Consider the following 21,042-nt stretch of genomic DNA (forward strand, 5'->3'; position numbering starts at 1 on the left):
AAGGAGATCCCATGGATAAGCTGTTGATGCTCTGGGAGGGCTCCGGGCTATATAACCTGACCGCTGGGCAGTTGATCATGATGCTGGTGGGGTTTGGGTTGTTGTACCTGGCCATCCGCAAGCGGTTTGAGCCACTGCTGTTGGTGCCCATTGGTTTTGGCGGCATACTGGCCAATATACCGGAGGCCGGGCTTGCCTATTCTGCCGTAGAGCAGGCTTTGCATCAGGCCAACCCGGTTGTCCTGCAGGCCATTGCCGATGCCTTAGGCAGTCAATCGGCGTCGTATGATCAGCTGTATGGGCTTTATTCGGAGGCGGGATCCGCGACTCGGGCCATGGTTGAGTATGCGGTGGCCGATGCCGGGTATTCCAATGGGGTTCTTTACCAGTTTTATACGGTGGCCATTGCCAGCGGTGTGGCGCCTCTGGTGATCTTTATGGGGGTAGGGGCGATGACTGATTTCGGCCCCCTCCTGGCGAATCCGAAAACGCTGTTTCTTGGGGCAGCCGCCCAGTTCGGCATTTTTGCCACCGTGTTTGGTGCGATTTTGCTGAATTATACCGGTGTCATGTCGTTCAGCCTGACGGATGCGGCGGCCATTGGCATTATCGGTGGGGCGGATGGGCCAACGGCCATCTATGTTTCCAGCGTACTGGCTCCGCACCTCCTGGGGGCTATAGCAGTAGCGGCTTATTCCTATATGGCTCTGGTGCCGCTGATTCAGCCCCCGATTATGAAGGCGCTGACCACCGAGGAAGAGCGAAGGATTGTGATGACTCAGCTCCGGCCGGTCAGCCGGGTGGAGAAAATCGCTTTTCCCGTTCTGCTGCTGGTGCTGGTGGCGCTTCTGTTGCCCGATGCCGCGCCGCTGCTGGGGATGTTCTGCTTTGGCAATCTGATGAGGGAGTGTGGTGTGGTAGAGCGTTTGTCGGACACGGCGCAGAATGCTCTGATTAATATCACTACCATTTTCCTGGGGCTGTCCGTGGGTTCCAAACTGGTGGCGGATAAGTTCCTGCAGCCGGAAACCATGGGCATCCTGGCCCTTGGGGTTGTGGCTTTCTGTATTGGGACTGCCTGCGGCATTTTGATGGCCAAATTGATGAACCGTCTTTCAGCCACCCAGGTGAATCCTCTGATCGGCTCTGCTGGCGTGTCGGCCGTTCCTATGGCCGCCAGGGTTTCCAACAAGCTTGGATTGGAGGCGAATCCTCAGAACTTCCTGTTGATGCATGCAATGGGGCCAAATGTGGCGGGTGTCATCGGCTCCGCTGTGGCTGCCGGTGTGATGATCAAATACCTTTCCTGAACCCTGGTCTCAGGGTTTTCTCCCTATTTCACTCCCGCGTTCCTGCGCGGGAGTGATTTCCCCGTCGATAAGCCTTGAATTGAGTCCCGTCATTGTTATGTTTAAAAAGCAGTCAGCCTCCTCTGGATCTGCTTGATCAAGCCCTTGCTCAGGGAACATAATGCCTCTTTTTGTGATATTTGAACCTGCTCCCAGGTTTTTGCTATCCATTTTTACGGTTATTCTTTCTGTTCGGGAGTCTTTTATGATTTATAAAGAGTATAAAGTTTCAGAAAAAAAGCGGATTGCTCTGGTTGCCCATGATAATAAAAAAGGAGAGCTGGTTGCCTGGGGATTAAGACATAAAAACTGTCTCAAAGGGCATGAGTTATTTGCAACGGGTACCACGGGTTCTTTGATGGAAAAAGAGCTGGCCATGCCAGTGAATAAGTTCATCAGCGGTCCATTGGGAGGTGATCAGCAGATTGGTGCACTGATATCGGAGTGTAAGCTGGATCTTCTGGTGTTTTTCTGGGATCCGTTTGAGCCTATGCCCCATGATCCCGATGTAAAAGCTTTGTTGCGTATTGCGGCGGTATGGAATATCCCCGTGGCCTGTAATCAGAGTTCTGCAGATTATATTTTTTCATCACAGTTGCTGGCTCAGTCACACAATCGGCAGATTCCAGATTACGACAGCTATTTGATAAATAGAGTGGATTGAAAAGCATGAGTTGCAATCGTTTGTCTTGCTCTTTCAGCTCAAATACTGCTCGCCTCTATTAAAATCATTTTCTAAGAAAAAAAGTAATAAAAACACGCCAGAGCTGACAATAATCACTCTGGCGCGTTAATCACTTCCAAACTGAGCCAATCAAAAAAACATTGAGATGGGAGGGGCTCCCGGTATCCGTTCCGTCATGGGGTTTGTCAATGTATGACCGATTGTGTATAAGCCTGTTGAATTCAGGCTTGGTTGTAGTGTCTGCGCTTTTTGTACGTAACCTTGGGTTCTGGCCCTTTCCGGGGTCTTGGCTCATCGCTCATGGGCGGAGTCGCCATAATGCTGTTCCCGGCGGGGAGTGCACTCTGATGCCGTTGAGCTGAAAACCGGCGAACCGGTGCTTTATTGCCCATGGATGGCTGAAAACTGGCTACCGGTGGCTGCTCGGCATAATCCCGGTCGTTTTCACCCGGCATTACATCGTTTTCATTTTCGTTATGGCACTCATCTTCCTGCATATTCAGGCGCATACGATAAGGGTGTCCATAACCTCTTCTTCGGCGTGGCTTGTGATTTTTGGGTTCGGGGGGCTTTAATCCGGTGAATTGCTCATAAATAGTTGTGTAAATGTACTTGCTCATGGGGAGCTCCAGTTTGGATCTTTCCTGAATACTGAGGATGTCTTTATTTGTTACACGATGGTAGACAAACCCATTTAGGGGATGAATAGGTAACAGTACTTAAAAACATATCTCAAATTAACGTTAAAGTTGTCTGATCGGGTTGATACTTTCGGTTGCTCTCAGTTCGTGGGTTTTGAATCCCATTTTCACCTTAAAAAAGAGTATTCCGAAGAGCGTTGTTATTAATGCAGAAAAAGGTGTTAGAAATAATTGGATCAAAGCATAGCATTCAAAAACCAGTGCCTGACGTTGCTTTCATAATATTTTTGAATGTCTGTTTATTGTTAATAACTAATTCTGTTCATCCGAGAGGGTGGGAAGGTGTTTGGGTTTTGTTTGTATTGGTAGATTTTGTTGGGTGAGGTTTCTACTTTAATAATGAATAAGTATTAGCACTGATAGTGGGATTGCCCTATATGCGATACTTTGACTGCGATTATTTTACTTCACCGGGTCGGCTTAAAGAGCACGGTGACACCGAACCAGGCCAGTAGATGTGTCCGTTTGACAGTTAAAACGATACGCCGACAGACCTTTTCTTACATTGACGCAGATCAAGTTGATGTTAAAGCTATCCGTAGAAGCCTGACTGACCCGACAACAGCATTTCAAAAGATTTCTCCAATCTCAAGGAGCCTCTTAGTATGACTGTAACTACCAATGAGCTGCCCGTTGCCTGGGAAGGATTTACGCTGGGTGACTGGTCTGAGAGTATCGACGTTCGGGACTTCATCCAGAAGAACTACACCCCGTACGAAGGTGACCATGCATTCCTGGCCGGTTCCACTGAAGCCACAGATAAGCTGTGGGCGGATGTGATGGAGGGTATCAAGGAAGAGAACCGCACCCACGCGCCTCTGGACTTTGATACCGACCTGCCTTCCACCGTCAACTCCCATGATGCCGGCTACATCAACAAGGACCTGGAGACCATCGTTGGTCTGCAGACGGACAAACCGCTGAAGCGGGCCATCATTCCTAATGGCGGTATCCGTATGGTGGAGACTTCCTGTGAAGTCTATGGCCGTCAGCTGGATCCCCAGGTCAAGAAGATTTTTACTGACTACCGCAAAACTCACAATGCGGGCGTTTTTGATACCTACACTCCTTCTATCCGTGCCTGCCGGAAGTCTGGTGTTATCACCGGTCTGCCCGATGCCTACGGTCGTGGCCGGATTATCGGTGACTACCGTCGTGTCGCCCTGTATGGTGTTGATCGCCTGATCGCCGACAAAAAGCAGCAGCACGCCAGCCTGGACAGTGCTCTGGAAACCGGCGAAACCCTGGAGCGGACAATTCAGCTGCGTGAAGAGATCATGGAGCAGATCCGTGCCCTGATGCAGATGAAGGATATGGCCGGTAAGTACGGTTTTGATATCAGTCTGCCTGCCACCAACGCCAGGGAAGCGGTACAGTGGACTTACTTTGGCTACCTGGCAGCGGTTAAGTCCCAAAACGGTGCAGCCATGTCCCTGGGGCGTGTGGCCAGCTTCCTGGATGTCTTCATTGAGCGTGACCTGAAGGCCGGTAACATTACTGAAACCGATGCTCAGGAAATGATTGACCACTTTGTCATGAAGCTGCGCATGGTTCGCTTCCTGAGAACCCCTGAATACGACCAGCTGTTCTCCGGTGACCCTATCTGGGCCACTGAGTCCATCGGTGGTATGGGGGTGGACGGACGTACCCTGGTCACCAAGAACAGCTTCCGTTTCCTGAACACCATGTACACCATGGGGCCTTCTCCGGAACCCAATATCACTGTACTCTGGTCTGAACAGCTGCCTCAGGGCTTCAAGGAATACTGTGCCAAGGTATCCATTGATACCAGCTCTATCCAGTATGAAAATGATGACCTGATGCGTCCTGACATGGACAGTGATGACTACGGCATCGCCTGCTGTGTATCACCCATGGTGATCGGTAAGCAGATGCAGTTCTTTGGTGCCCGTGCCAACCTGGCCAAAACCATGCTGTATGCCATCAATGGTGGCGTGGATGAGAAGCTGAAGATTCAGGTAGGGCCGAAAGAAACGCCTATCATGGATGAAGTGCTGGATTATGACGTTGTCCGTGACCGCCTGGATCACTTCATGGACTGGCTGGCAGCCCAGTACGTTGCAGCTCTGAACTGCATCCACTACATGCACGACAAGTACTCCTATGAAGCGGCCCTGATGGCTCTGCACGACCGTGATGTATATCGCACCATGGCCTGTGGTATTGCCGGTCTGTCCGTTGCTGCGGACTCTCTGTCTGCCATCAAGTACGCCAAGGTGAAGCCGGTTCGTGATGAAGACGGTATCGCTACTGACTTCGAGATCGAAGGGGATTATCCCAAGTTCGGTAACAACGAAGAGCGCGTGGACGCCATTGCCTGTGAGCTGGTTGAGTCGTTCATGAAGAAAGTGGCTTCTCACAAGACTTACCGTGATGCGGTTCCAACCCAGTCCATTCTGACCATTACCTCTAACGTGGTATATGGCAAGAAGACCGGTAACACCCCTGACGGTCGTCGTGCCGGCCAGCCATTTGGTCCAGGTGCCAACCCGATGCATGGTCGTGACACCAGTGGTGCGGTTGCTTCCCTGAGCTCTGTGGCGAAACTGCCTTTTGCTTATGCCAAAGACGGTATTTCCTACACCTTCTCCATTGTTCCCAAGGCGCTGGGTAAAGATGAAGACGGTCGTCGCAAGAACCTGGTGGGCCTGATGGATGGCTATTTCCATAATGAGCAGGCTCATGAAGGCGGGCAGCACCTGAACGTCAACGTGATGAACCGCGAAATGCTGGAAGACGCCATGGAAAACCCTGAGAAGTATCCTTCTCTGACCATTCGGGTCTCCGGTTACGCTGTGCGTTTCAACTCTCTGACTCCAGAGCAGCAGCGTGATGTCATCACCCGTACCTTCACCGGCAGCCTGTAAGATTACAGATTGCTGAAGGGAAAAGGCCAGCTATGCTGGCCTTTTTGCGTTTAACAATCGTCGTTTGATCACCAGAAGCCGTTGATGCTGTTTCTGGTTGCAGTATCAGGAGAAAAGACATGTCCCTTGGGCGCGTGCATTCCACGGACTCTTTTGGAACCGTAGACGGGCCAGGCATCCGCTTTGTGGTGTTTATGCAGGGGTGCCATATGCGTTGCCGCTATTGCCACAACCGGGATACCTGGGATCTTCGTGAAGGCGGTGAGATGCTCAGTCATGAGCAGGTGCTGGAAAAAATCCTTAAGGTCAAAAACTTTCTCACCGGTGGTGTGACAGTGACAGGAGGCGAGCCTCTGCTGCAGGCTGAGTTTGTGGCGGATCTGTTTGAAGCGTTGAAGAAAGAAGGGATTCATACCTGCCTGGATACCAATGGCTTTGCCAAGCATATTACTCCGGAAATTGAGCGGCTGCTGTCATTTACAGATCTGGTGTTGCTGGATATCAAGCATATGGATGAGCAGATGCACCAGAAGTTGACCTATGTCACCGGGCAGTACACGCGCAATTTTGCCCTCTATCTGCAGGAGTTGAAAAAGCCTACCTGGATTCGCTATGTGGTGGTGGAGGGTTATACGGTTGACCCTGTGTATGCGGCCATGCTGGCGGATATGGTTGAGAAAATGGATTGTGTTGAAAAAGTGGAGATCTTGCCTTATCACAGTCTGGGGGTTCATAAGTGGGATGCTTTCAATGACACCTATGAGCTGGAAGCGGTAACGCCTCCAACCACTGAGCAGCTGGATGCCATCAAGGCAGAGTTTGACCGGCGTGGTATTGTGGCAGCCTATTGATATCAGCGACGGCAATAAGAAACGATCAAGATGACGGTATAAACCAGGGTCGTTAAGACAAGGACAGTTCCAAGGTCTGCCAGGCTGCAAACGCCTTCGGTTCGTTCTTTTGAGGATTCGGTTTCTATCTTTGGGCAGGGCTGGCAGCCGCAAGTGGTTGTGTTAGTGCCTGCCAGGGTGTCAAATTGATCGAAATAGCCGGAAAGCAGGAGTTGTTCGGGAAGAGGGGCGTCACGGTTGTGGCTCATCAGTTTCATGAGGTCAATGCCTAAAACGTCTCTTTGAAGGTTAACGTCTATCAAACAGTTAGATAATTGTGAATGGCTGTATATGTTTGACTCCGGGCAAAAGGGGCAGCGGCATTGATCACTGCTGGTTTTGAATCGATGAAAATACCCGGTTACCTTAAAGGTTGAAGTATCGCTGGACTCAGGGTGGGTCAAACTGAGCAGTTGATTAAATGTGACGGGTAGAGTTGGTACTTCAGTAATTATTTTTTGTCTGGCAAGGTCAACGACCAGTTCGGTAGTGCTGACTATAAACTCAGTTTCGCACCCTTTGAAGTTCCATGGAGGAGAGGCCTGGTATTCAGCGACCGATTTTCTTAATGATGTTCCATACACGTAGGCTCTCCAAAGGGGAGTGGTTAACATAAACACCCCAGCGATGGCTGAAAATGATTTAGCGTGCTTCCAGGCTGCCCCCTTAAGCTTGGTGAGCTTCTTTATCCGTCGTCTTTTTTTTGAGGAAGTGTCACCGGTCTCTGAATCGATATCAGGGCGGGGTGTGTGGGATGGGTGGATGCGGTTTTGAGTGTTCTCAATAATCTTTGTTGCCTCTCTAAGTTTGGTTTGCACCTGGCACAGCTCGTTCTCAATACGAACCAGGCATTGGGGCGCTGGAGGGTGGGTCAGTGTCAGTGGGCCGTCTGCAGCTGGCAAGCCCTCAATGGCTTGTATGTTTTCTTGAATTAAGGTGGTTAGCGTAGCGGGGAGTGTGGCTGATTCTGCAACCGCCAAGTTGGTCAAGCCATGATGATCGTGAGGTGGAAATAGTAAGATAGAAATAGCGTAACCGTGTAGCTGGTAAATAGTCATTACGCCAATCGGAATATCGTTGTGGTTGCCTACTTCATGCCGCCAGAGCCGGTAGCCGGATATACCTTCATTGGGAGAGCTGAACTCGCAGAGGATGGTTGGGTAGTAGCAGTCAGGGTCGTCTGGTCGAACGATTGCACGGGTTTCGGCGTTGTAATACTCCTCGATAGGGTCGCACCATTCTGTGGTAATGCGTACTACTACAGCGCTGCTGCAAAGCCCAGGCAAGAATAAAAGGGTGAGTATAAAGCTCTTTACAGGGTGTCTGGGCTTTGTGTCTGTACTTGCACTGGGTGAGCTATAGCAAAGCTTCATAGTGGCTTTCGATTCGTCAGTGTGATGGGGGGGGCATGCTTGGGGTTGCTGATTCAGGCAGGACTAGAGTCATCAGCATACGAGAATGTTTAGAGGGTTCTTTATGGTGGGCTCTGTGGAAACGGCCTGATGCAGAGCCCACTTCATAACTGCTGAGAGCTTATAGATTATTCACATGGTGATGAGGTACTGTTTTCGTACAGTACTCCATAAGAGTAGTAACCCCTTTTACAATGCCTACGAGAATCAGGAAGCCGCCGGTCATTATACCGGATGTGACCAGGCCTGACAGAATGCTTCCCCCAATTTCTGATGCGGTTGTGGCAACCGGTTCTCCAGGAAGGCATATACAGCGGCTGGCTTCTTGCTCCGATGTTATATCGTCTCTACCTTTATAGAACTCAATGAACCGACCTTGTATTGCTATGTGGTCGGGCATTGAACTATCCAGTTGATAATGTGCGTTTCTCTTGAGATCAATCAGGAATACTTCAGGAAGTACATATATTTGGACAAGGCAGTCAAGAAAATTGGCAGCCATCCTTCTTCCCCGGTTGTCATCGGGACACTGGCAGTTCCGGAATTCATGCATCTGGCCTGTTGTCTGGAACGATATATTAATGGTTTTCATTTGCTCAATGTCGTTATCCAGACTTTTAATGGAATCCAGGGGGGTAAATTTTCTTGAAAGAATACCGTGCTTATAAGCATCTTCCAGCCATTCGATAACTTCGACTAAAACAAAGGTGTCACACCCGGTGAAGCTATACTCAGGGTCTTTTTTGTAGGAAAAAACGGACTCTTTAACCGGATCAGCCCAAAGTTGGGAGAAAAAAGTGGCTGCGAAAACAGCCGCAGCCCAGGACTTTGGGTAAGTGGTAAAGACGGACCATCCCTTGTTTACCCACCGATAAAGCCTGTACTGGCTTAGCAGAATTTCTCCTCCCTGGGCTTTGCCTGCCTCAACCATTTGTTCAGCCAAGCCAAGAAGGGGCTGTTGATAGTCTCTGTCAGCTAAAGGGAAAACATTCTGTGTCGGTTGGTGTAAGTCCGGCCGACCACCACAGACAGCCCCTTGTAGCATGCTAAGTAAAAAGCTGATTTGGTCTTGATAATTAAATATTTCAGCAGGACCCTCAATACTTGCAATTAGTTCGTCAACAAGTTGTTCCTCATTAACGCTTATAGAATCCTCTTCTATTAGAATGCTGACGCTATCGGGGGGCTGCTCTGGTGGGGGGCTGCGTTCGCTCTCTGGTTGTTCATTTTCATAGGCCGGGTTTAACTGGCCTCTCTGATTTTGTCTGTTCCTTTCTCTCCATTCCCCAGTAAAACCGGCATTGTACGAAGCAAAACCACCGGTTATAGACTCTGCTTCATTTGTTTCCTCTATGTTTGTTTGGCTTGAATGTTCGCTCTCGGTGCTCAGCTCAGGGTTAGGGGGTACAGAAATTCCGACAAGAGCCATCCACTGGATATTCTGGTTTGGAAGAACAATATGGGGCGGCTGTGTTGTCAGGGATAGATGGGAGTGGCCTGAGGGTTCTTCTCGTCCGCGGGACTGGCAAAGGTAATATTGGAATTTTGAAGGGTTGGTGATTGTTCCATTCGTCAGATGAGCACTAATGTCGTCGCAAATTACCATGTCGGTTTCTATTCTTGGGGGGGTAGCAGAGAGGTGGTCAGCATAAATAGTTATAGCTATGGTGAATATGAAAATATGTATTGATCGAAAAATAGTATGCATTGTTGGGTTGCTCCACGGATTGTTTTGTTGGGAGGCTTATGCTGCTTTTAGTTCTACGTATCATTGTTTGATTTTTTTTAGCGTTATAGCTTAATCGAGCGACCTGATCCCAGGTGCTTGGCAACATGGATAACCAGACCAACGAGTGGCAGGCTTATGATTCCTGCAGTGTAAGTTATTGCGTTGACTGCGAAGATGCCCCATGATTTTGAATTCGCTGTTATATGTTTAGGGCACCTTTTGCAAGAGGGTATGGTGGAGTTGTCGTGGAGAGGAGTGTCAATCTTGATGTAGTAACCTGAGATGACGGTTTTGATGTGAAGCTTCTGATTCATGTCGTACGCCAGCAGTGTTTCAAGGTCTCTCATGAGTTGGTCGGTTTGTGCGATGAAGTCAACCATTCTGCCTTGCAGGTTGTGTTCGGCGGGTTGTTTGGTGGCCTCGCAGTACTGACACTCACAGGACGATTGTAGTTGCAAAAATTTCCCTGTACTTGTAAGGGTTTTTACCTCTGGATGCGTTCGTGTGAAGTCAGCGACAATCTCTGAAGCCAGAGCTGTTGATATGTTGTGTCTTGAAGATAATATTCCATGCCGCATTGCATCATCAATTAATTCCTGGGTATTGACCAGAACCTCTATAAGGCATTTTGAACCCAGGTCCTTTTCGGGCTCGTCTTCATAGACCGCTATCGATTCCTTCACAGGAGTATCGATAAAGTTTTCTACTATGGAGACAATCCCAAAAGAGATAGGTGAAAGGTGCCAGTGGCTGATGTAATAATTCAGGACGGTTCTTGCGCTCCTTACTATTGCGTATTGGCTGGTTGATGGTCTTGTTTTTTTTCTTTCTTTTAACTTTTGATTTTCTTCTTCGAGTTTGTTTGTTTTGTCTTCAAGTCTTCTTATTTCGCCGTTAAGGTCGACGATCACTTCAAGAGCGCCATCGGTTGAATGAGTGTTAAAAAGAATGAGAGGTTGTGTATTTGGGTTTCCGCAATGCACCGATAAAAAGGCTGCTGCAACGCTGGTTATCTGAGGTTCTGAAATGAGTTCAGGGAGGGGGTCAGCGAGCTGTACTTCAATAGAAGGGGGAGAAGGGGGGGAAGGCTCAGCCTCCTGGGGTTGGAGCATGGAAGTGCTGGTGGCGTCCATTTGAATGGTTGACGACTCTTCATCCGTTGATGGTAGCGTGAGGGCAGTGGCTGATTGATCTTCTGCTTCTGTGGATTCGGTTGCAGGAATAATCTGTATATGGGCTAATGTTTCCAGTTCTGGTGATTCATCAGTGTTGCTGCCTTCGGCAACAATAAAGCACGTGATGGTTGTGTGTGGGGCTGCTTCAGGAATGCCTGAATGGCAAAAAGCGAATCTATGCCTGCCGTCGCTGGCTGGACTTAGCTGCTTGACGACGGTTGCCCTGCCGGCTGCATGCGAGCTGTTCGAATAGAGCCCGCTGATTGCTGCAAAGAAAAAGATAATGGGTGTTATTCGACTGATTTTCGCCCGGAATATAACCATAACATCGTGTTTGTGGGGCTGTCTCATATGGTTTTGGTGATAACAAGTTGGATGAAGGGAAAAAATATAGCCTAATTTGAAGGGGGGGATGGTATTGAGTGAGGAGGGAGTGCGGCAGAGTGCCGCACGATTGGGAGGTCAAGTTCAGTTAAAAACCCGGTTCTCCTGTTCCTGAACGCGGATAAAGGTAGTGCGTTTGGAAAGTTCTTTCAGCTGAGCTGCGCCCACATAGGTGCAGGTTGAGCGAACTCCTCCCAGAATGTCCTGGACTGTTTCCAGTACCGGGCCACGGTAAGGGACTTTAACGGTCTTGCCTTCAGAGGCGCGGTAGTTGGCAACGCCACCGGAGTGCTGATCCATGGCGGTTTTTGAACTCATACCATAAAACAGCTTGAACTGTTGACCGTTGTCTTCTACCAGTTCGCCGCCGGATTCGTCGTGACCGGCGAACATACCGCCAATCATGACAAAGTCCGCGCCACCGCCAAAGGCTTTGGATACGTCCCCGGCGCAGGTGCAGCCCCCGTCAGAGATGACCTGGCCGCCAACACCATGGGCGGCATCAGCACACTCAACAACAGCGGACAGTTGCGGGTAACCCACACCGGTTTTAACGCGAGTGGTGCACACGGAACCTGGGCCAATACCGACTTTGACGATATCTGCGCCTTTCAGGATCAGCTCTTCAACCATTTCTCCCGTCACAACATTGCCTGCGACAATGACTTTGTCCGGGTGACGTTCACGAACTTTCTGCACGTACTGTACGAAGTGTTCGGAATAGCCATTGGCTACATCAATGCAGATGAAGCGCAGCTTGTTGTTGAGCGAGAGGATTTCCGACAGTTTGTCAAAGTCCTGGTCAGAAGTTCCGCTGCTGACCATGATTCGTTCTTCAATGCCCTCTGGGGCACTGTCCAGAAAAGTCTGCCACTCTTCGAGGGTGTAGTGTTTGTGAATGGCGGTGAGCATTTTGTGTTCCGCCAGGGCCAGGGCCATGGAGAACGTTCCAACGGTGTCCATATTGGCGGCGATGACAGGCACGCCTGTCCATTCCTGGTCGGTATGAACAAACCGGAAGGTGCGCTCCAGACTCACCTGGGAGCGGCTCTTCAGGGTCGAACGCTTTGGTCGGAACAAAACGTCTTTAAAACCCAGCTTGATATCGGCTTCTACACGCATAACATTCTCGCATCCCTCCGTTTCAGTGCCTGTTACCACTCAGGCAGCCCGTAACGGAGTGCTTGCTTCTGCTCTCTGTTCAGCACAAGGTTGTTGAATAACACAGGGCGCATCATTGGCTCAGGGCTATTCATCAGCTCAAGGCTGTTTGGGAATTTAGGGATGATGTACAAGCGGCCGGACGAGCCAAGGTTGGATCCGGGCTGGCCGGATATGCGCCGGTACCTTCCAGATGCGACCGGGTCGATCTATCGGGCGTATTTGCGCTTATACCGGGCGAGTATACAGGGGCCCATGAAGAAAGAAAAGGTATGCCGGGACCCTTTTCTGGCTCGTTTTGATCAGCCGCCCCAGAGCCGTCTTTACGGGGATTTTAGCGGGCAAAGGTTCTGAGTTGCATTCGTCAGGAGTTGAGGTGGCCTTTGCCGATATAGGGGCAGAGCGGTTCATTTAGTCAGAGCTGACAAAGGTTTTAGGCACCGGTTTATAGAAGCTTTCTCAGTGGCAAGCGGAGGGTAAAACTTGAATGGAGGGAACATGAAAATACACGCACTTTCGGCAATGATGGCTGCGCTTCTGTTAACCGCTTGTGGTTCTGCTGACAGGAATGACGGTGTGCAGCAGGCAAGTGGAGCAACATTGGTTAAGCAGCTGGCCGAGGTCATAGGCGTTCACTATGAGCTCATGACCAACCAGGCCTCCGATGCGGGTATTGACTGTGGGGCGCTGGGCGCTGAATTTGCCAGCTGTTCCTCCGTCAAGTTCACCATGGCAGTGGATGTCGATAAACCCACAGGCAGTGATTGGTCGCTGTATGCACACAGTGTGCGGCGAATTCTGGCAGTTAATACCCCAGGGTGGCGGGTGGAGCATATCACCGGGGACCTGCACCGGATTGTCCCTCCCGATGATTTTACCGGGTTTAAGGCTGGGGAGCCGGTGGAGGTCAATATGGTGACTGAATTTTCGCAGCTTTTTGAGAGCGATATTATGCCCAACTGGTATCTGGTGGACGCCAGGGGTGAGCCTCATGTTATCAAGCAGATGGCCACACAGGATGTGCGAAAGTTTATCCAGCCCTTCGACGGTGATGAGTGGCGCCTGGGCGCGGCGGATCACAATCAACGGATGACCGCTTCCAGACGTTTTGAACGGAACCGGGATGTTGCTGATCTTCCTGCTCATCAGCTGTTGCACGCCATCATTCCTGCCCCGGAAAAGGTCGAAATTGGGCCGGGCAGGGTTCCGCTTTCAGAGGTGACGGTTTCCGGAGAAGTTGAGATTGCAGAGCAATTCGGGTTTCGTGAAAAGTTGGCTGAGGAAGGTGTCAAAGTGACCTCCCGGGGAGTGCCGTTGAAGTTGCTGATTGATCTGGCCTTAAGCAATGAAGCCTATCAATTAATCATCGGGAACCAGGCGGTCAGGATTAAAGGGGGGAGCAAAGCCGGGTTAATCTGGGGAATTCAATCCTTTCTGGCGGTTGTGGAGCAGGGTCAGGCGCCCCAGGCCACCATTATCGATGGGCCCAGATACCGTTACCGGGGGATGCAGGTGGATGTGGCCCGGCACCATCGCTCTGTAGCGGCGATGAAACGGTTGATCGATCACATGTCGATGCTCAAGTTGAATACCCTGCATCTGGGGTTGACCAACGATGAGGGCTGGCGGATTGAGATACCTGGCCTGCCGGAACTCACCGGTATTGGGGGGAAGCGCTGTCACGACCTGGATGAGCGACGCTGTCTCCTTCCTCAGCTGGGGTCGGGGCCTTTTTCCAGTAACAGAGGAAGCGGTTATTTCTCGGTGGCGGAGTACGAGGGGCTGGTTGGCTATGCCAATGACCGTGGCATTGAGGTGATCCCTGAAATCAATATGCCCGGTCATGCCCGGGCGGCAGTGACTGCGATGGAGGCCCGCTTTCACCGGTTGCAAGAGGAGGGCAGAGTTGCTGAAGCTAATGAATACCGCCTGTCAGATCCTGAAGACACCACTCAGGCCACCACGGTGCAGCTTTATGATCGCAGGAGTTTTATTAACCCCTGTCTGGCGTCGTCCCAGCGGTTTGTGGGTAAGGTCATGTCGGAAATAGCGGCCATGCACCAGCGGGCAGGCCAGCCCCTGAAAACCTGGCATTACGGCGGGGATGAAGCAAAGAATATTAAACTGGGTGCTGGTTTTGAGGACATCAATACCTCTCCAAAGGAGGGAGGTAAAGGATTAATCGATCGCTCGAAAGAAGATCACCCCTTTGGGCGCTCACCGGCCTGCGAACAGTTGATGGCGGCTGGAGAGATTGCTTCGGTTAAAGAGCTGCCCGCCTGGTTTGCCATCAAGGTGGGTGAGAGGGTGAAAGCTCAGGGTATTGGTACATTGCAGGCGTGGCAGGATGGTTTGAAGTACGCTTCGGGAGCGGGTGCATTTGCCACCGACAGGGTGGCAGTGAATTTTTGGGAAGCCGCCGCCTGGGGGGCTTCGGATACTCTGGGTGACTGGGGCAACAAAGGTTATAAAGTGATTTTGAGTACCCCGGACTTTTTGTACTTTGATTTTCCCCAGGAGGTTCATCCGCAAGAGCGGGGTTTCTACTGGGCGGCCCGTTACGTTGATCTCAAGCGAATTTTCAGTTTTAGTCCTGGAAATCTGGCTCAAAATGCTGAAACGGTACGGGATCGAATGGGGGATGGTTTCAGGGCCACCACTAAAGATGCCGGTATTGTACCCATCGGTATTTCCGGGCAGCAATGGGGCGAGACTGTGCGCACCGACGTGCAGTTTGAGTACATGATCTATCCGAGAATTTTTGCCCTTGCAGAACGGGCGTGGCGTAAAGAGAGCTGGGAACTGGAACCCACCGAAGGCCAAACCTTTGGTCCGGACACCCGTTTTGTTAATAAAGAAGCGATTGCCCAGGGATACCAACGGTTTGCTAATGTGCTGGCCAAACATTATCTGGCCAGGCTTGAGCGTGCCGGCGTTAACTACCGATTACCGGTGCCCGGTGCCCTTAAAACGGAGAAGGGGTATCAGTTAAACCTGGGATTGCCGGGCATGCCTCTAGAGTATCAGCAGGATGGGGTGTGGCGGGCAGTGAAGAGCAACAGGGTTCCTTTGGGGGCTAATGCGGTGCGGGCAGTACAGTTTGATGGTAAACGCTTTGGGCGGGTGCAGCCCCTGGAGTAGAGGCTGAAATCATGCAGGCGGCATTGTTGTAGGGATCAACAATGAACTGTCGCCTGCAGGTGCAGCGTGAAATCAGTCAATCAGATCCAGTACTTTGGTCTTGATCAGATCGATGGCAATGCGGTTTTTGCCCCCATGGGGAATGATCAGGTCCGCATGCTGGCGGGATGGCTCAATGAACTGCATGTACATGGGGCGGACCGTTTCCAGGTATTGCTTGATGACTGAGTCCACATCCCTTCCCCGGGTGAGGATATCCCGTTTCATGCGCCGGATTAGACAGATGTCCAGGGGCGTGTCCATAAAGAAGCGCAGGTCAAAGGCTTCCCGGATAGCGGGAGAAGTAAACAGCAGAATGCCTTCGTAGATGATGACCCGGGCCGGTTCTACCCGTCGGGTTTCCTCCTTCCGGTTATGCTGGGTATAGTCATAAAGCGGCATGTTCACCCCGTCGCCGTTCTTGAGCTGCTTCATGTGCTCAAGCATCAGGGCATGGTCCATGGACTCAGGGTGGTCGTAATTGGTCCGGATCCGTTCTTCCATGTTCAAATGGCTCTGGTCCCGGTAATAGGAGTCTTCAGAAATGACGCATAAATGTTCAGACTGCAGCTCTTCCACCAGAGTTTCTGCCAGCAGGCTTTTTCCGGAAGCCGATGCGCCGGCAATCCCGACCAGAATGGTTTTCTGTTTCATAGCTTATACCCATTGCTGAAATAAAGGGGCAGTGTGTTGTTTGTTTAGATTAATCGCGGTCCACGGGAACAGGGCGGCCTTCATCATCGATAGCGACAAAGGTAAAGACGCCTTCTGTCACTTTGTTTCTGCCTTCTGATTTGTAGGGGCGTGAGAGGTTCCACACTTCCAGCTTGATGCGCATGGAGCTGGTGCCCACTTTCAGGATGTCGGCATAACAGCACACCACATCGCCAACCTTGACCGGGTGAATAAAGGACATGGATTCAACGGCAACCGTGGACACCCGACTGTTGCTGCGGTTCTTGGCGGCCAGTCCGCCGGCAATATCCATCTGGGACATGATCCAGCCGCCAAAAATATCGCCATTGGGGTTGGTGTCGCCAGGCATGGCCAGAGTGCGCAGAACCAGTTCGCCTGAGGGTTCACACATGGAAAAACTCCGTACTGATGTAGGCCCGGACCTCTGCTTTCTGGGGGGAGGCAGGTGAGTTCAGGCGGCCAGGAAACGTCAATGATGTCGATGCTGAGGGTTGCTCACATTGAGGCTTCTGTAAAAAGTCGCGCGCATCCTATGATTACTGTAAAGGGATGTAAATTGGTATTAAACGGTATGCATGGAAAAATCACCGTTATTCAGGTATAAGACGCAGGTTTATGTCCGGTTGACTGAATGATGCAAGCCGGTCAGTCACTGTTCACCCACCCTTTGATACCGAGAATCCATGACACTTTCTGCCCTCGCCAATTCCAGTCAATTGATCATTCGCAACCTTCCCAGCTTCGAAAGTGAACACTTGCTGCTGATGGGCATGCCTGCCGATGACCTGGCTCAGCAGTTGGTGGATAAGACCTGTGGCAGAATCACGGCTCTTACCCGGGACTATGGGGTTTTTCGACGCCTGGAGTCAGGATTGTCCCTGGGAGAAAGGTTCTCCCTGAGTTTTGCGCCCGTACTGGAGCAAAGGCCTGAAGGAGTGGATGGTATTCTGATTTTTCTGCAGAAAAGCAAGCCGCTGATGGATTTCTGGTTGCAGATGGCAGCGCCTATTCTGGCCGAGGGAGGCCGGCTCTGGCTGGTGGGGGGCAATGATGAAGGCATTAAATCCTGGAAAAAGCGTCTGAAAAACACCTTTGCCCAGGTGCAGAGTATTGATAGTGCACGACACTGCGTACTGATTGAAGCTTCAAGCCCTCTTCATCCGGAGACTGATTTCAATTGGGCGGATAAATTTCAGAAGTTCACGGTACATCCCCGGGGAGAAATGGTGGATGTATTTTCCCTGCCTGGCGTATTCAGTCATGGTCGTCTTGATCGTGGAACACAGGTGCTTCTGGATACTGTGGATGAATTGCCTGAAGGCAGGGTACTGGATTTTGGCTGTGGTGCCGGTGTGATATCCGCTTTTGTGGCCTCTCTGCCGGGTAAGCGCTCCCTGACTCTGGTGGACTGTGATGCCCTGGCCCTTTCCAGCAGCCGGAAAACCATGGAGCAGTGCGGTGTCTCTGATTTCACAGTGGTGCCCAGTGATGGCCTTTCCGAGGTCAGGGGCGAGTTCGATCTGATTTTATCCAATCCCCCCTTTCACCAGGGGGTAAAGACTCACTATGAAGTTACTGAGCAGTTTCTGGCCCAATCCAGGGCGTTGTTGCGAAAAGGGGGAGAGCTGCGGATTGTTGCCAACAGCTTTCTTCGTTACCCGCCTATCATCCGCAAAGCGTTTGGGCATTGTGAAACCATTGTCGTTCGTGATGGCTTCAGTGTATACAGGGCAATCGTCTGATATTCTTTTTGGTTATAAAAAATATATAAATATTTATTTATGATATAAACGAAAAATTGGTACGATTCGCAACCAGTTAACAGCTGATTTTTCAGCGGAAGCGGAGGACCGAAGGTGTTTGTATCGACTTTCAAGGCAGTGGTTTCTTCAATGGTGCTGGTCATGGCGGTGTTGCTGGCCGGTTGTAGCCAGGAGAACGAAACCACGGCCACAACAGCAGCGGACACCCCTGAGGCTAACGCCTCCGGAGCGGTGATTAAAGTGGGAATGTCCGGGACTTATTTCCCCTTTACCTTTATGAAAGAGGGTAAGCTTCAGGGATTTGAGGTGGATCTCTGGAAAGAAATTGGTCACCGGTTACAGCAGCCTGTGGAGTTTGTTACCGCTCCCTTTTCCGGATTGTTCGGGATGCTGGAAGCAGGGCAGATTAATACGATTTCCAACCAGATCACCCTGACGCCAGAGCGGGCTCAGCGCTATGCCTTTGCCAATGCCTATGTGTTTGATGGGGCCCAGATTACCGTTCGCAAAGACAATACCGATATCCATGGACTGGCTGACCTTGCTGGCAAGCGAGTGGCGGTGAATCTGGGATCGAACTTTGAACAGATTCTGCGTGAAAGCCCCGTGGGTGACAAGGTCGATATCATTACCTACGACTCTGGTATTGAGCAGGATGTGCTGCTGGGCCGGTCTGACGCCTTTATCATGGATCGCGTATCCGCCCTGTCGCTGATCCGGGAATCGGGACAGCCGTTAAAGTTGGCTGGGGAGCCTTTTCATACGCTGGAAAACGCCATGCCGTTTGTCCGGGACCCATCGGGGGAAGCTCTGAAAGACAAAGTCAATAAGGCCCTGGATGACATGCGGGCAGAGGGTGCCCTGGCCCGGATTTCCAATCAGTGGTTTGGTGGCGATATCACGGCCCGCCCTGCAGGCTCCTGATCCATGGATCACTCTGTCATCGATGTTCAATACACCATTGGCCTTTTGCCAATGGTGTTGTCGAATCTGGATATCACTCTGCTAATGACGCAGGCAGGATTGGTCATTGCGTTGCTGCTGGGGTTGTTGCTGGCATTGATGCAAGTCAACCGGCCTTTGGGCCTGCACCGTGTTGCGGACCTTTATATTTCCTTCTTTCGGGGCACACCGTTGCTGGTTCAGCTTTTTCTTCTCTACTATGGGTTGCCTCAGTTATTCCCGGTGCTCAGGGAGCTGCCTGCGGTGGTGGTGGTAATGATCGGCCTGGGCATGCACTTTGCCGCCTATATGGCTGAAATCATGCGGGCGGCGATCACCAGTATTCCTCCGACTCAGCTGGAAGCAGCCCTGAGCGTAGGCATGACCCGTGGGCAGGGTATGCGACGTATTATCCTGCCACAGGCGGCCCGGGTCGCCTTTCCGGGCCTGATGAATAATGGGATTGATTTGCTGAAAAGTACCTCACTGGCATTCACCCTGGGGATTGTGGAAATCATGGCCAGGGCCCAGATGGAGGCGGCAAGCAGTTTTCATTTTTTCGAAAGCTACCTGGTGGTAGCGCTTATTTACTGGGCTGTAGTTGTTTTTTTAACCTGGATTCAGAAGAAAATAGAGCTTTATCTCGGCCGGGCCTATGTTTGAGCCGACCTGTATTTCCTTTCGGTGCAGGGGTGTAATAAGATTTATTGGTCACAGAAAGTTATAAGAAGCCTCGTTGACTGGGCTGAATAAAATAAAAGGGACTTACCAATGAATAATATCAAGCCCCTGTGGTTGTTTTCCGGTGTTTTTGTGGTGGTTATTCTCTGGATGATGGAGTTTGGTAACCGGCCTCGAATGGTGCTGGCAATGCCTGTCCATGCAAAGTACACCGCTGGCAGTTCCCTGGATTCTGAAACTCTGCTGGTGGATGGGGTATCCCAAAAGGAAACCGCCAAGGCACTGTCAGCAGTTGAGACGGGTTTGTCGCCAACTGTTGCCGGTAATCTGTCGAAGCCTCCCAGCCCTTCTTCCAGTGCCAGTAAGCCTCAGTTCAATAACCCATTGCGGGCCGTTGATGAGGCTTATGTCTGCTTTGATGGCAGCTGTCTTCCTCCGGACTATTGATTACCAGGGTTAGGTAACCTCTCTCGGCTATGTCGGAGAGACTCCCATAGGTGATACCTAGGCTTTGGTCGCTTATCTCGATGTTTCCGCCATGAATCATTCACCGTTTTCCCTCACCCCAGCCCTCTCCCAGAGGGAGAGGGGGTATGTTGGTGCCTATTTTTCAAGTCCTCTTCCCGGTTTTGCCAGAGGTCAGTTAATTAGAGGTGCAGATAGAAGGGGGTCATCAGTGATCTGGCTTCTTCTGTGTAGTTCGGGTGGTCCTCATAGATGGTCAGCAGTTTGCTCTCTTTCTCCTCGCCTGCGGTTTTACCAAACAGCAGAATATGGCGGTGAGGAGTGTGTTTTTCCGAGGACCGGATGGCCGTGGTCTGGTGGAGGAAAAGACCCTGGTTGATGGCTTCGCGGATAAAATCATCGCTGAAGTCTACCGGTAGCAGAATCCATGCCCGTCCCTCCCTGCTTAACAGTTGGCTAACAGCTCCTGCCAGTTCAGTAAATGTCAGAGAGTCCGTATGGCGCGCCATATTCCGGCGGTGATCATTGCCTTTATGACTTTTCTGAAAAAAGGGGGGGTTGCTGACAATGCAGTCAAAGGGGGCGGGTGTACTTTCTCCTACGTTTTCCTGATAGTCCTGAATGGCTTGCTGGACAACGCTAATTTGCCCTGACCATGGAGAGGCGGAGGCATTTGAGGCTGCTTGTTTTGCAGCCTGTTTATCCAGCTCCACAGCGGTAATCCGGGCCTTGCTGTTCTGGACAATGGTGTTCTGGGCAATCATCAGGCTCAACAGGCCGGTGCCGGCACCAATATCCAGAATGCTACTGCTTTGCCGGGTGCTTTCTGCCTGGCTTACAAGGGCTCCAAAGAGGCAAGCGTCAGTGGTCACTTTCATAGCGCACTGGCTCTGATCAATCCTGAACTGCTTGAAGGCGAAGTAGGGGTTTCTGGCCATGGA

The 21,042-nt window shown here is 51.0% G+C and carries 18 protein-coding genes; 9 read left to right on the top strand and 9 right to left on the bottom strand.

Translation table 11 applies throughout. From position 1 onward, the window contains the following. The first annotated feature begins 11 nt into the window (after positions 1-11). Positions 12-1,310: a sodium ion-translocating decarboxylase subunit beta gene (locus tag ACNRUY_RS03970; protein ID WP_488110349.1), complete on the top strand. Its 1,299-nt coding sequence runs from the start codon at positions 12-14 to the stop codon at positions 1,308-1,310. A 9-nt stretch (positions 1,311-1,319) separates the two neighbouring features. Here ACNRUY_RS03970 and ACNRUY_RS03975 read toward each other — a convergent pair whose 3' ends face one another. Beyond that, positions 1,320-1,520 (bottom strand): hypothetical protein, encoded by a 201-nt coding sequence (locus ACNRUY_RS03975; RefSeq protein ID WP_488110350.1) that lies wholly within the window; start codon positions 1,518-1,520, stop codon positions 1,320-1,322. 34 nt (positions 1,521-1,554) lie between these two features. Here ACNRUY_RS03975 and ACNRUY_RS03980 point away from each other — a divergent pair, with 34 nt between their 5' ends. Beyond that, positions 1,555-2,013: a methylglyoxal synthase gene (locus ACNRUY_RS03980; RefSeq protein ID WP_488110351.1), complete on the top strand. Its 459-nt coding sequence runs from the start codon at positions 1,555-1,557 to the stop codon at positions 2,011-2,013. A 242-nt stretch (positions 2,014-2,255) separates the two neighbouring features. On the opposite strand, the gene ACNRUY_RS03985 is transcribed toward ACNRUY_RS03980, so the two are convergent. Beyond that, on the bottom strand, positions 2,256-2,654 hold the full coding sequence (locus ACNRUY_RS03985) for a hypothetical protein (protein WP_488110352.1): 399 nt from the start codon (positions 2,652-2,654) through the stop codon (positions 2,256-2,258). Positions 2,655-3,340: 686 nt separating this feature from the next. Between ACNRUY_RS03985 and pflB the strand changes: the two genes are divergently transcribed. Continuing rightward, on the top strand, positions 3,341-5,623 hold the full coding sequence (gene pflB / locus ACNRUY_RS03990) for a formate C-acetyltransferase (RefSeq protein WP_488110353.1): 2,283 nt from the start codon (positions 3,341-3,343) through the stop codon (positions 5,621-5,623). A gap of 119 nt (positions 5,624-5,742) precedes the next feature. Beyond that, the gene (pflA, locus tag ACNRUY_RS03995) at positions 5,743-6,474 is read left to right on the top strand and encodes a pyruvate formate-lyase-activating protein (RefSeq protein WP_488110354.1); all 732 of its coding nucleotides are present in this window, start codon (positions 5,743-5,745) and stop codon (positions 6,472-6,474) included. A gap of 2 nt (positions 6,475-6,476) precedes the next feature. Here pflA and ACNRUY_RS04000 read toward each other — a convergent pair whose 3' ends face one another. From ACNRUY_RS04000 to ACNRUY_RS04015, 4 genes are all read right to left on the bottom strand, one after another. Further along, positions 6,477-7,571, bottom strand: a complete 1,095-nt coding sequence (locus ACNRUY_RS04000) for a hypothetical protein (RefSeq protein ID WP_488110355.1) — start codon at positions 7,569-7,571, stop codon at positions 6,477-6,479. 475 nt (positions 7,572-8,046) lie between these two features. Continuing rightward, complete coding sequence (locus ACNRUY_RS04005) at positions 8,047-9,633, bottom strand: hypothetical protein (RefSeq protein WP_488110356.1); 1,587 nt, start codon at positions 9,631-9,633, stop codon at positions 8,047-8,049. An 83-nt stretch (positions 9,634-9,716) separates the two neighbouring features. Next, positions 9,717-11,153, bottom strand: a complete 1,437-nt coding sequence (locus tag ACNRUY_RS04010; protein WP_488110357.1) for a hypothetical protein — start codon at positions 11,151-11,153, stop codon at positions 9,717-9,719. Positions 11,154-11,297: 144 nt separating this feature from the next. Then, complete coding sequence (locus ACNRUY_RS04015; protein WP_488110358.1) at positions 11,298-12,335, bottom strand: GMP reductase; 1,038 nt, start codon at positions 12,333-12,335, stop codon at positions 11,298-11,300. 537 nt (positions 12,336-12,872) lie between these two features. Here ACNRUY_RS04015 and ACNRUY_RS04020 point away from each other — a divergent pair. Next, entirely contained in the window at positions 12,873-15,515 is a 2,643-nt protein-coding gene (locus ACNRUY_RS04020; protein WP_488110359.1) for a family 20 glycosylhydrolase, read from the top strand. Between the two features lie 72 nt (positions 15,516-15,587). Here ACNRUY_RS04020 and udk read toward each other — a convergent pair whose 3' ends face one another. Then, on the bottom strand, positions 15,588-16,208 hold the full coding sequence (gene udk / locus ACNRUY_RS04025; RefSeq protein ID WP_488110360.1) for a uridine kinase: 621 nt from the start codon (positions 16,206-16,208) through the stop codon (positions 15,588-15,590). A 49-nt stretch (positions 16,209-16,257) separates the two neighbouring features. After that, the gene (locus tag ACNRUY_RS04030; RefSeq protein ID WP_488110361.1) at positions 16,258-16,641 is read right to left on the bottom strand and encodes an acyl-CoA thioesterase; all 384 of its coding nucleotides are present in this window, start codon (positions 16,639-16,641) and stop codon (positions 16,258-16,260) included. Positions 16,642-16,933: 292 nt separating this feature from the next. Here ACNRUY_RS04030 and ACNRUY_RS04035 point away from each other — a divergent pair, with 292 nt between their 5' ends. From ACNRUY_RS04035 to ACNRUY_RS04050, 4 genes are all read left to right on the top strand, one after another. Next, positions 16,934-17,992: a methyltransferase gene (locus tag ACNRUY_RS04035; protein ID WP_488110362.1), complete on the top strand. Its 1,059-nt coding sequence runs from the start codon at positions 16,934-16,936 to the stop codon at positions 17,990-17,992. A gap of 114 nt (positions 17,993-18,106) precedes the next feature. Continuing rightward, positions 18,107-18,937, top strand: a complete 831-nt coding sequence (locus ACNRUY_RS04040; RefSeq protein WP_488110363.1) for an amino acid ABC transporter substrate-binding protein — start codon at positions 18,107-18,109, stop codon at positions 18,935-18,937. Between the two features lie 3 nt (positions 18,938-18,940). Then, a complete protein-coding gene (locus ACNRUY_RS04045; RefSeq protein ID WP_488110364.1) occupies positions 18,941-19,618 on the top strand; it encodes an amino acid ABC transporter permease in 678 nt (225 codons plus the stop codon). A 108-nt stretch (positions 19,619-19,726) separates the two neighbouring features. Further along, positions 19,727-20,083 (top strand): hypothetical protein, encoded by a 357-nt coding sequence (locus tag ACNRUY_RS04050; RefSeq protein WP_488110365.1) that lies wholly within the window; start codon positions 19,727-19,729, stop codon positions 20,081-20,083. Between the two features lie 200 nt (positions 20,084-20,283). On the opposite strand, the gene ACNRUY_RS04055 is transcribed toward ACNRUY_RS04050, so the two are convergent. Next, positions 20,284-21,039, bottom strand: a complete 756-nt coding sequence (locus ACNRUY_RS04055) for a tRNA1(Val) (adenine(37)-N6)-methyltransferase (RefSeq protein ID WP_488110366.1) — start codon at positions 21,037-21,039, stop codon at positions 20,284-20,286. Between the last annotated feature and the right edge of the window lie 3 nt (positions 21,040-21,042).

It is taken from the genome of Endozoicomonas sp. Z74 (genome assembly GCF_057680865.1).

Bases quoted from the DNA above. Each gene is read 5' to 3' on its own strand.
- pflB (WP_488110353.1), top strand. From the start codon at position 3,341: ATGACTGTAACTACCAATGAGCTGCCCGTTGCCTGGGAAGGATTTACG.
- ACNRUY_RS04050 (WP_488110365.1), top strand. From the start codon at position 19,727: ATGAATAATATCAAGCCCCTGTGGTTGTTTTCCGGTGTTTTTGTGGTG.
- ACNRUY_RS04015 (WP_488110358.1), bottom strand. From the start codon at position 12,335: ATGCGTGTAGAAGCCGATATCAAGCTGGGTTTTAAAGACGTTTTGTTC.
- ACNRUY_RS03970 (WP_488110349.1), top strand. From the start codon at position 12: ATGGATAAGCTGTTGATGCTCTGGGAGGGCTCCGGGCTATATAACCTG.
- ACNRUY_RS04020 (WP_488110359.1), top strand. From the start codon at position 12,873: ATGAAAATACACGCACTTTCGGCAATGATGGCTGCGCTTCTGTTAACC.
- ACNRUY_RS04055 (WP_488110366.1), bottom strand. From the start codon at position 21,039: ATGGCCAGAAACCCCTACTTCGCCTTCAAGCAGTTCAGGATTGATCAG.
- ACNRUY_RS04005 (WP_488110356.1), bottom strand. From the start codon at position 9,633: ATGCATACTATTTTTCGATCAATACATATTTTCATATTCACCATAGCT.
- udk (WP_488110360.1), bottom strand. From the start codon at position 16,208: ATGAAACAGAAAACCATTCTGGTCGGGATTGCCGGCGCATCGGCTTCC.
- ACNRUY_RS04000 (WP_488110355.1), bottom strand. From the start codon at position 7,571: ATGACTATTTACCAGCTACACGGTTACGCTATTTCTATCTTACTATTT.
- ACNRUY_RS03980 (WP_488110351.1), top strand. From the start codon at position 1,555: ATGATTTATAAAGAGTATAAAGTTTCAGAAAAAAAGCGGATTGCTCTG.
- ACNRUY_RS03985 (WP_488110352.1), bottom strand. From the start codon at position 2,654: ATGAGCAAGTACATTTACACAACTATTTATGAGCAATTCACCGGATTA.
- ACNRUY_RS04010 (WP_488110357.1), bottom strand. From the start codon at position 11,153: ATGGTTATATTCCGGGCGAAAATCAGTCGAATAACACCCATTATCTTT.
- ACNRUY_RS04045 (WP_488110364.1), top strand. From the start codon at position 18,941: ATGGATCACTCTGTCATCGATGTTCAATACACCATTGGCCTTTTGCCA.
- ACNRUY_RS04035 (WP_488110362.1), top strand. From the start codon at position 16,934: ATGACACTTTCTGCCCTCGCCAATTCCAGTCAATTGATCATTCGCAAC.
- ACNRUY_RS04030 (WP_488110361.1), bottom strand. From the start codon at position 16,641: ATGTGTGAACCCTCAGGCGAACTGGTTCTGCGCACTCTGGCCATGCCT.
- pflA (WP_488110354.1), top strand. From the start codon at position 5,743: ATGTCCCTTGGGCGCGTGCATTCCACGGACTCTTTTGGAACCGTAGAC.
- ACNRUY_RS03975 (WP_488110350.1), bottom strand. From the start codon at position 1,520: ATGGATAGCAAAAACCTGGGAGCAGGTTCAAATATCACAAAAAGAGGC.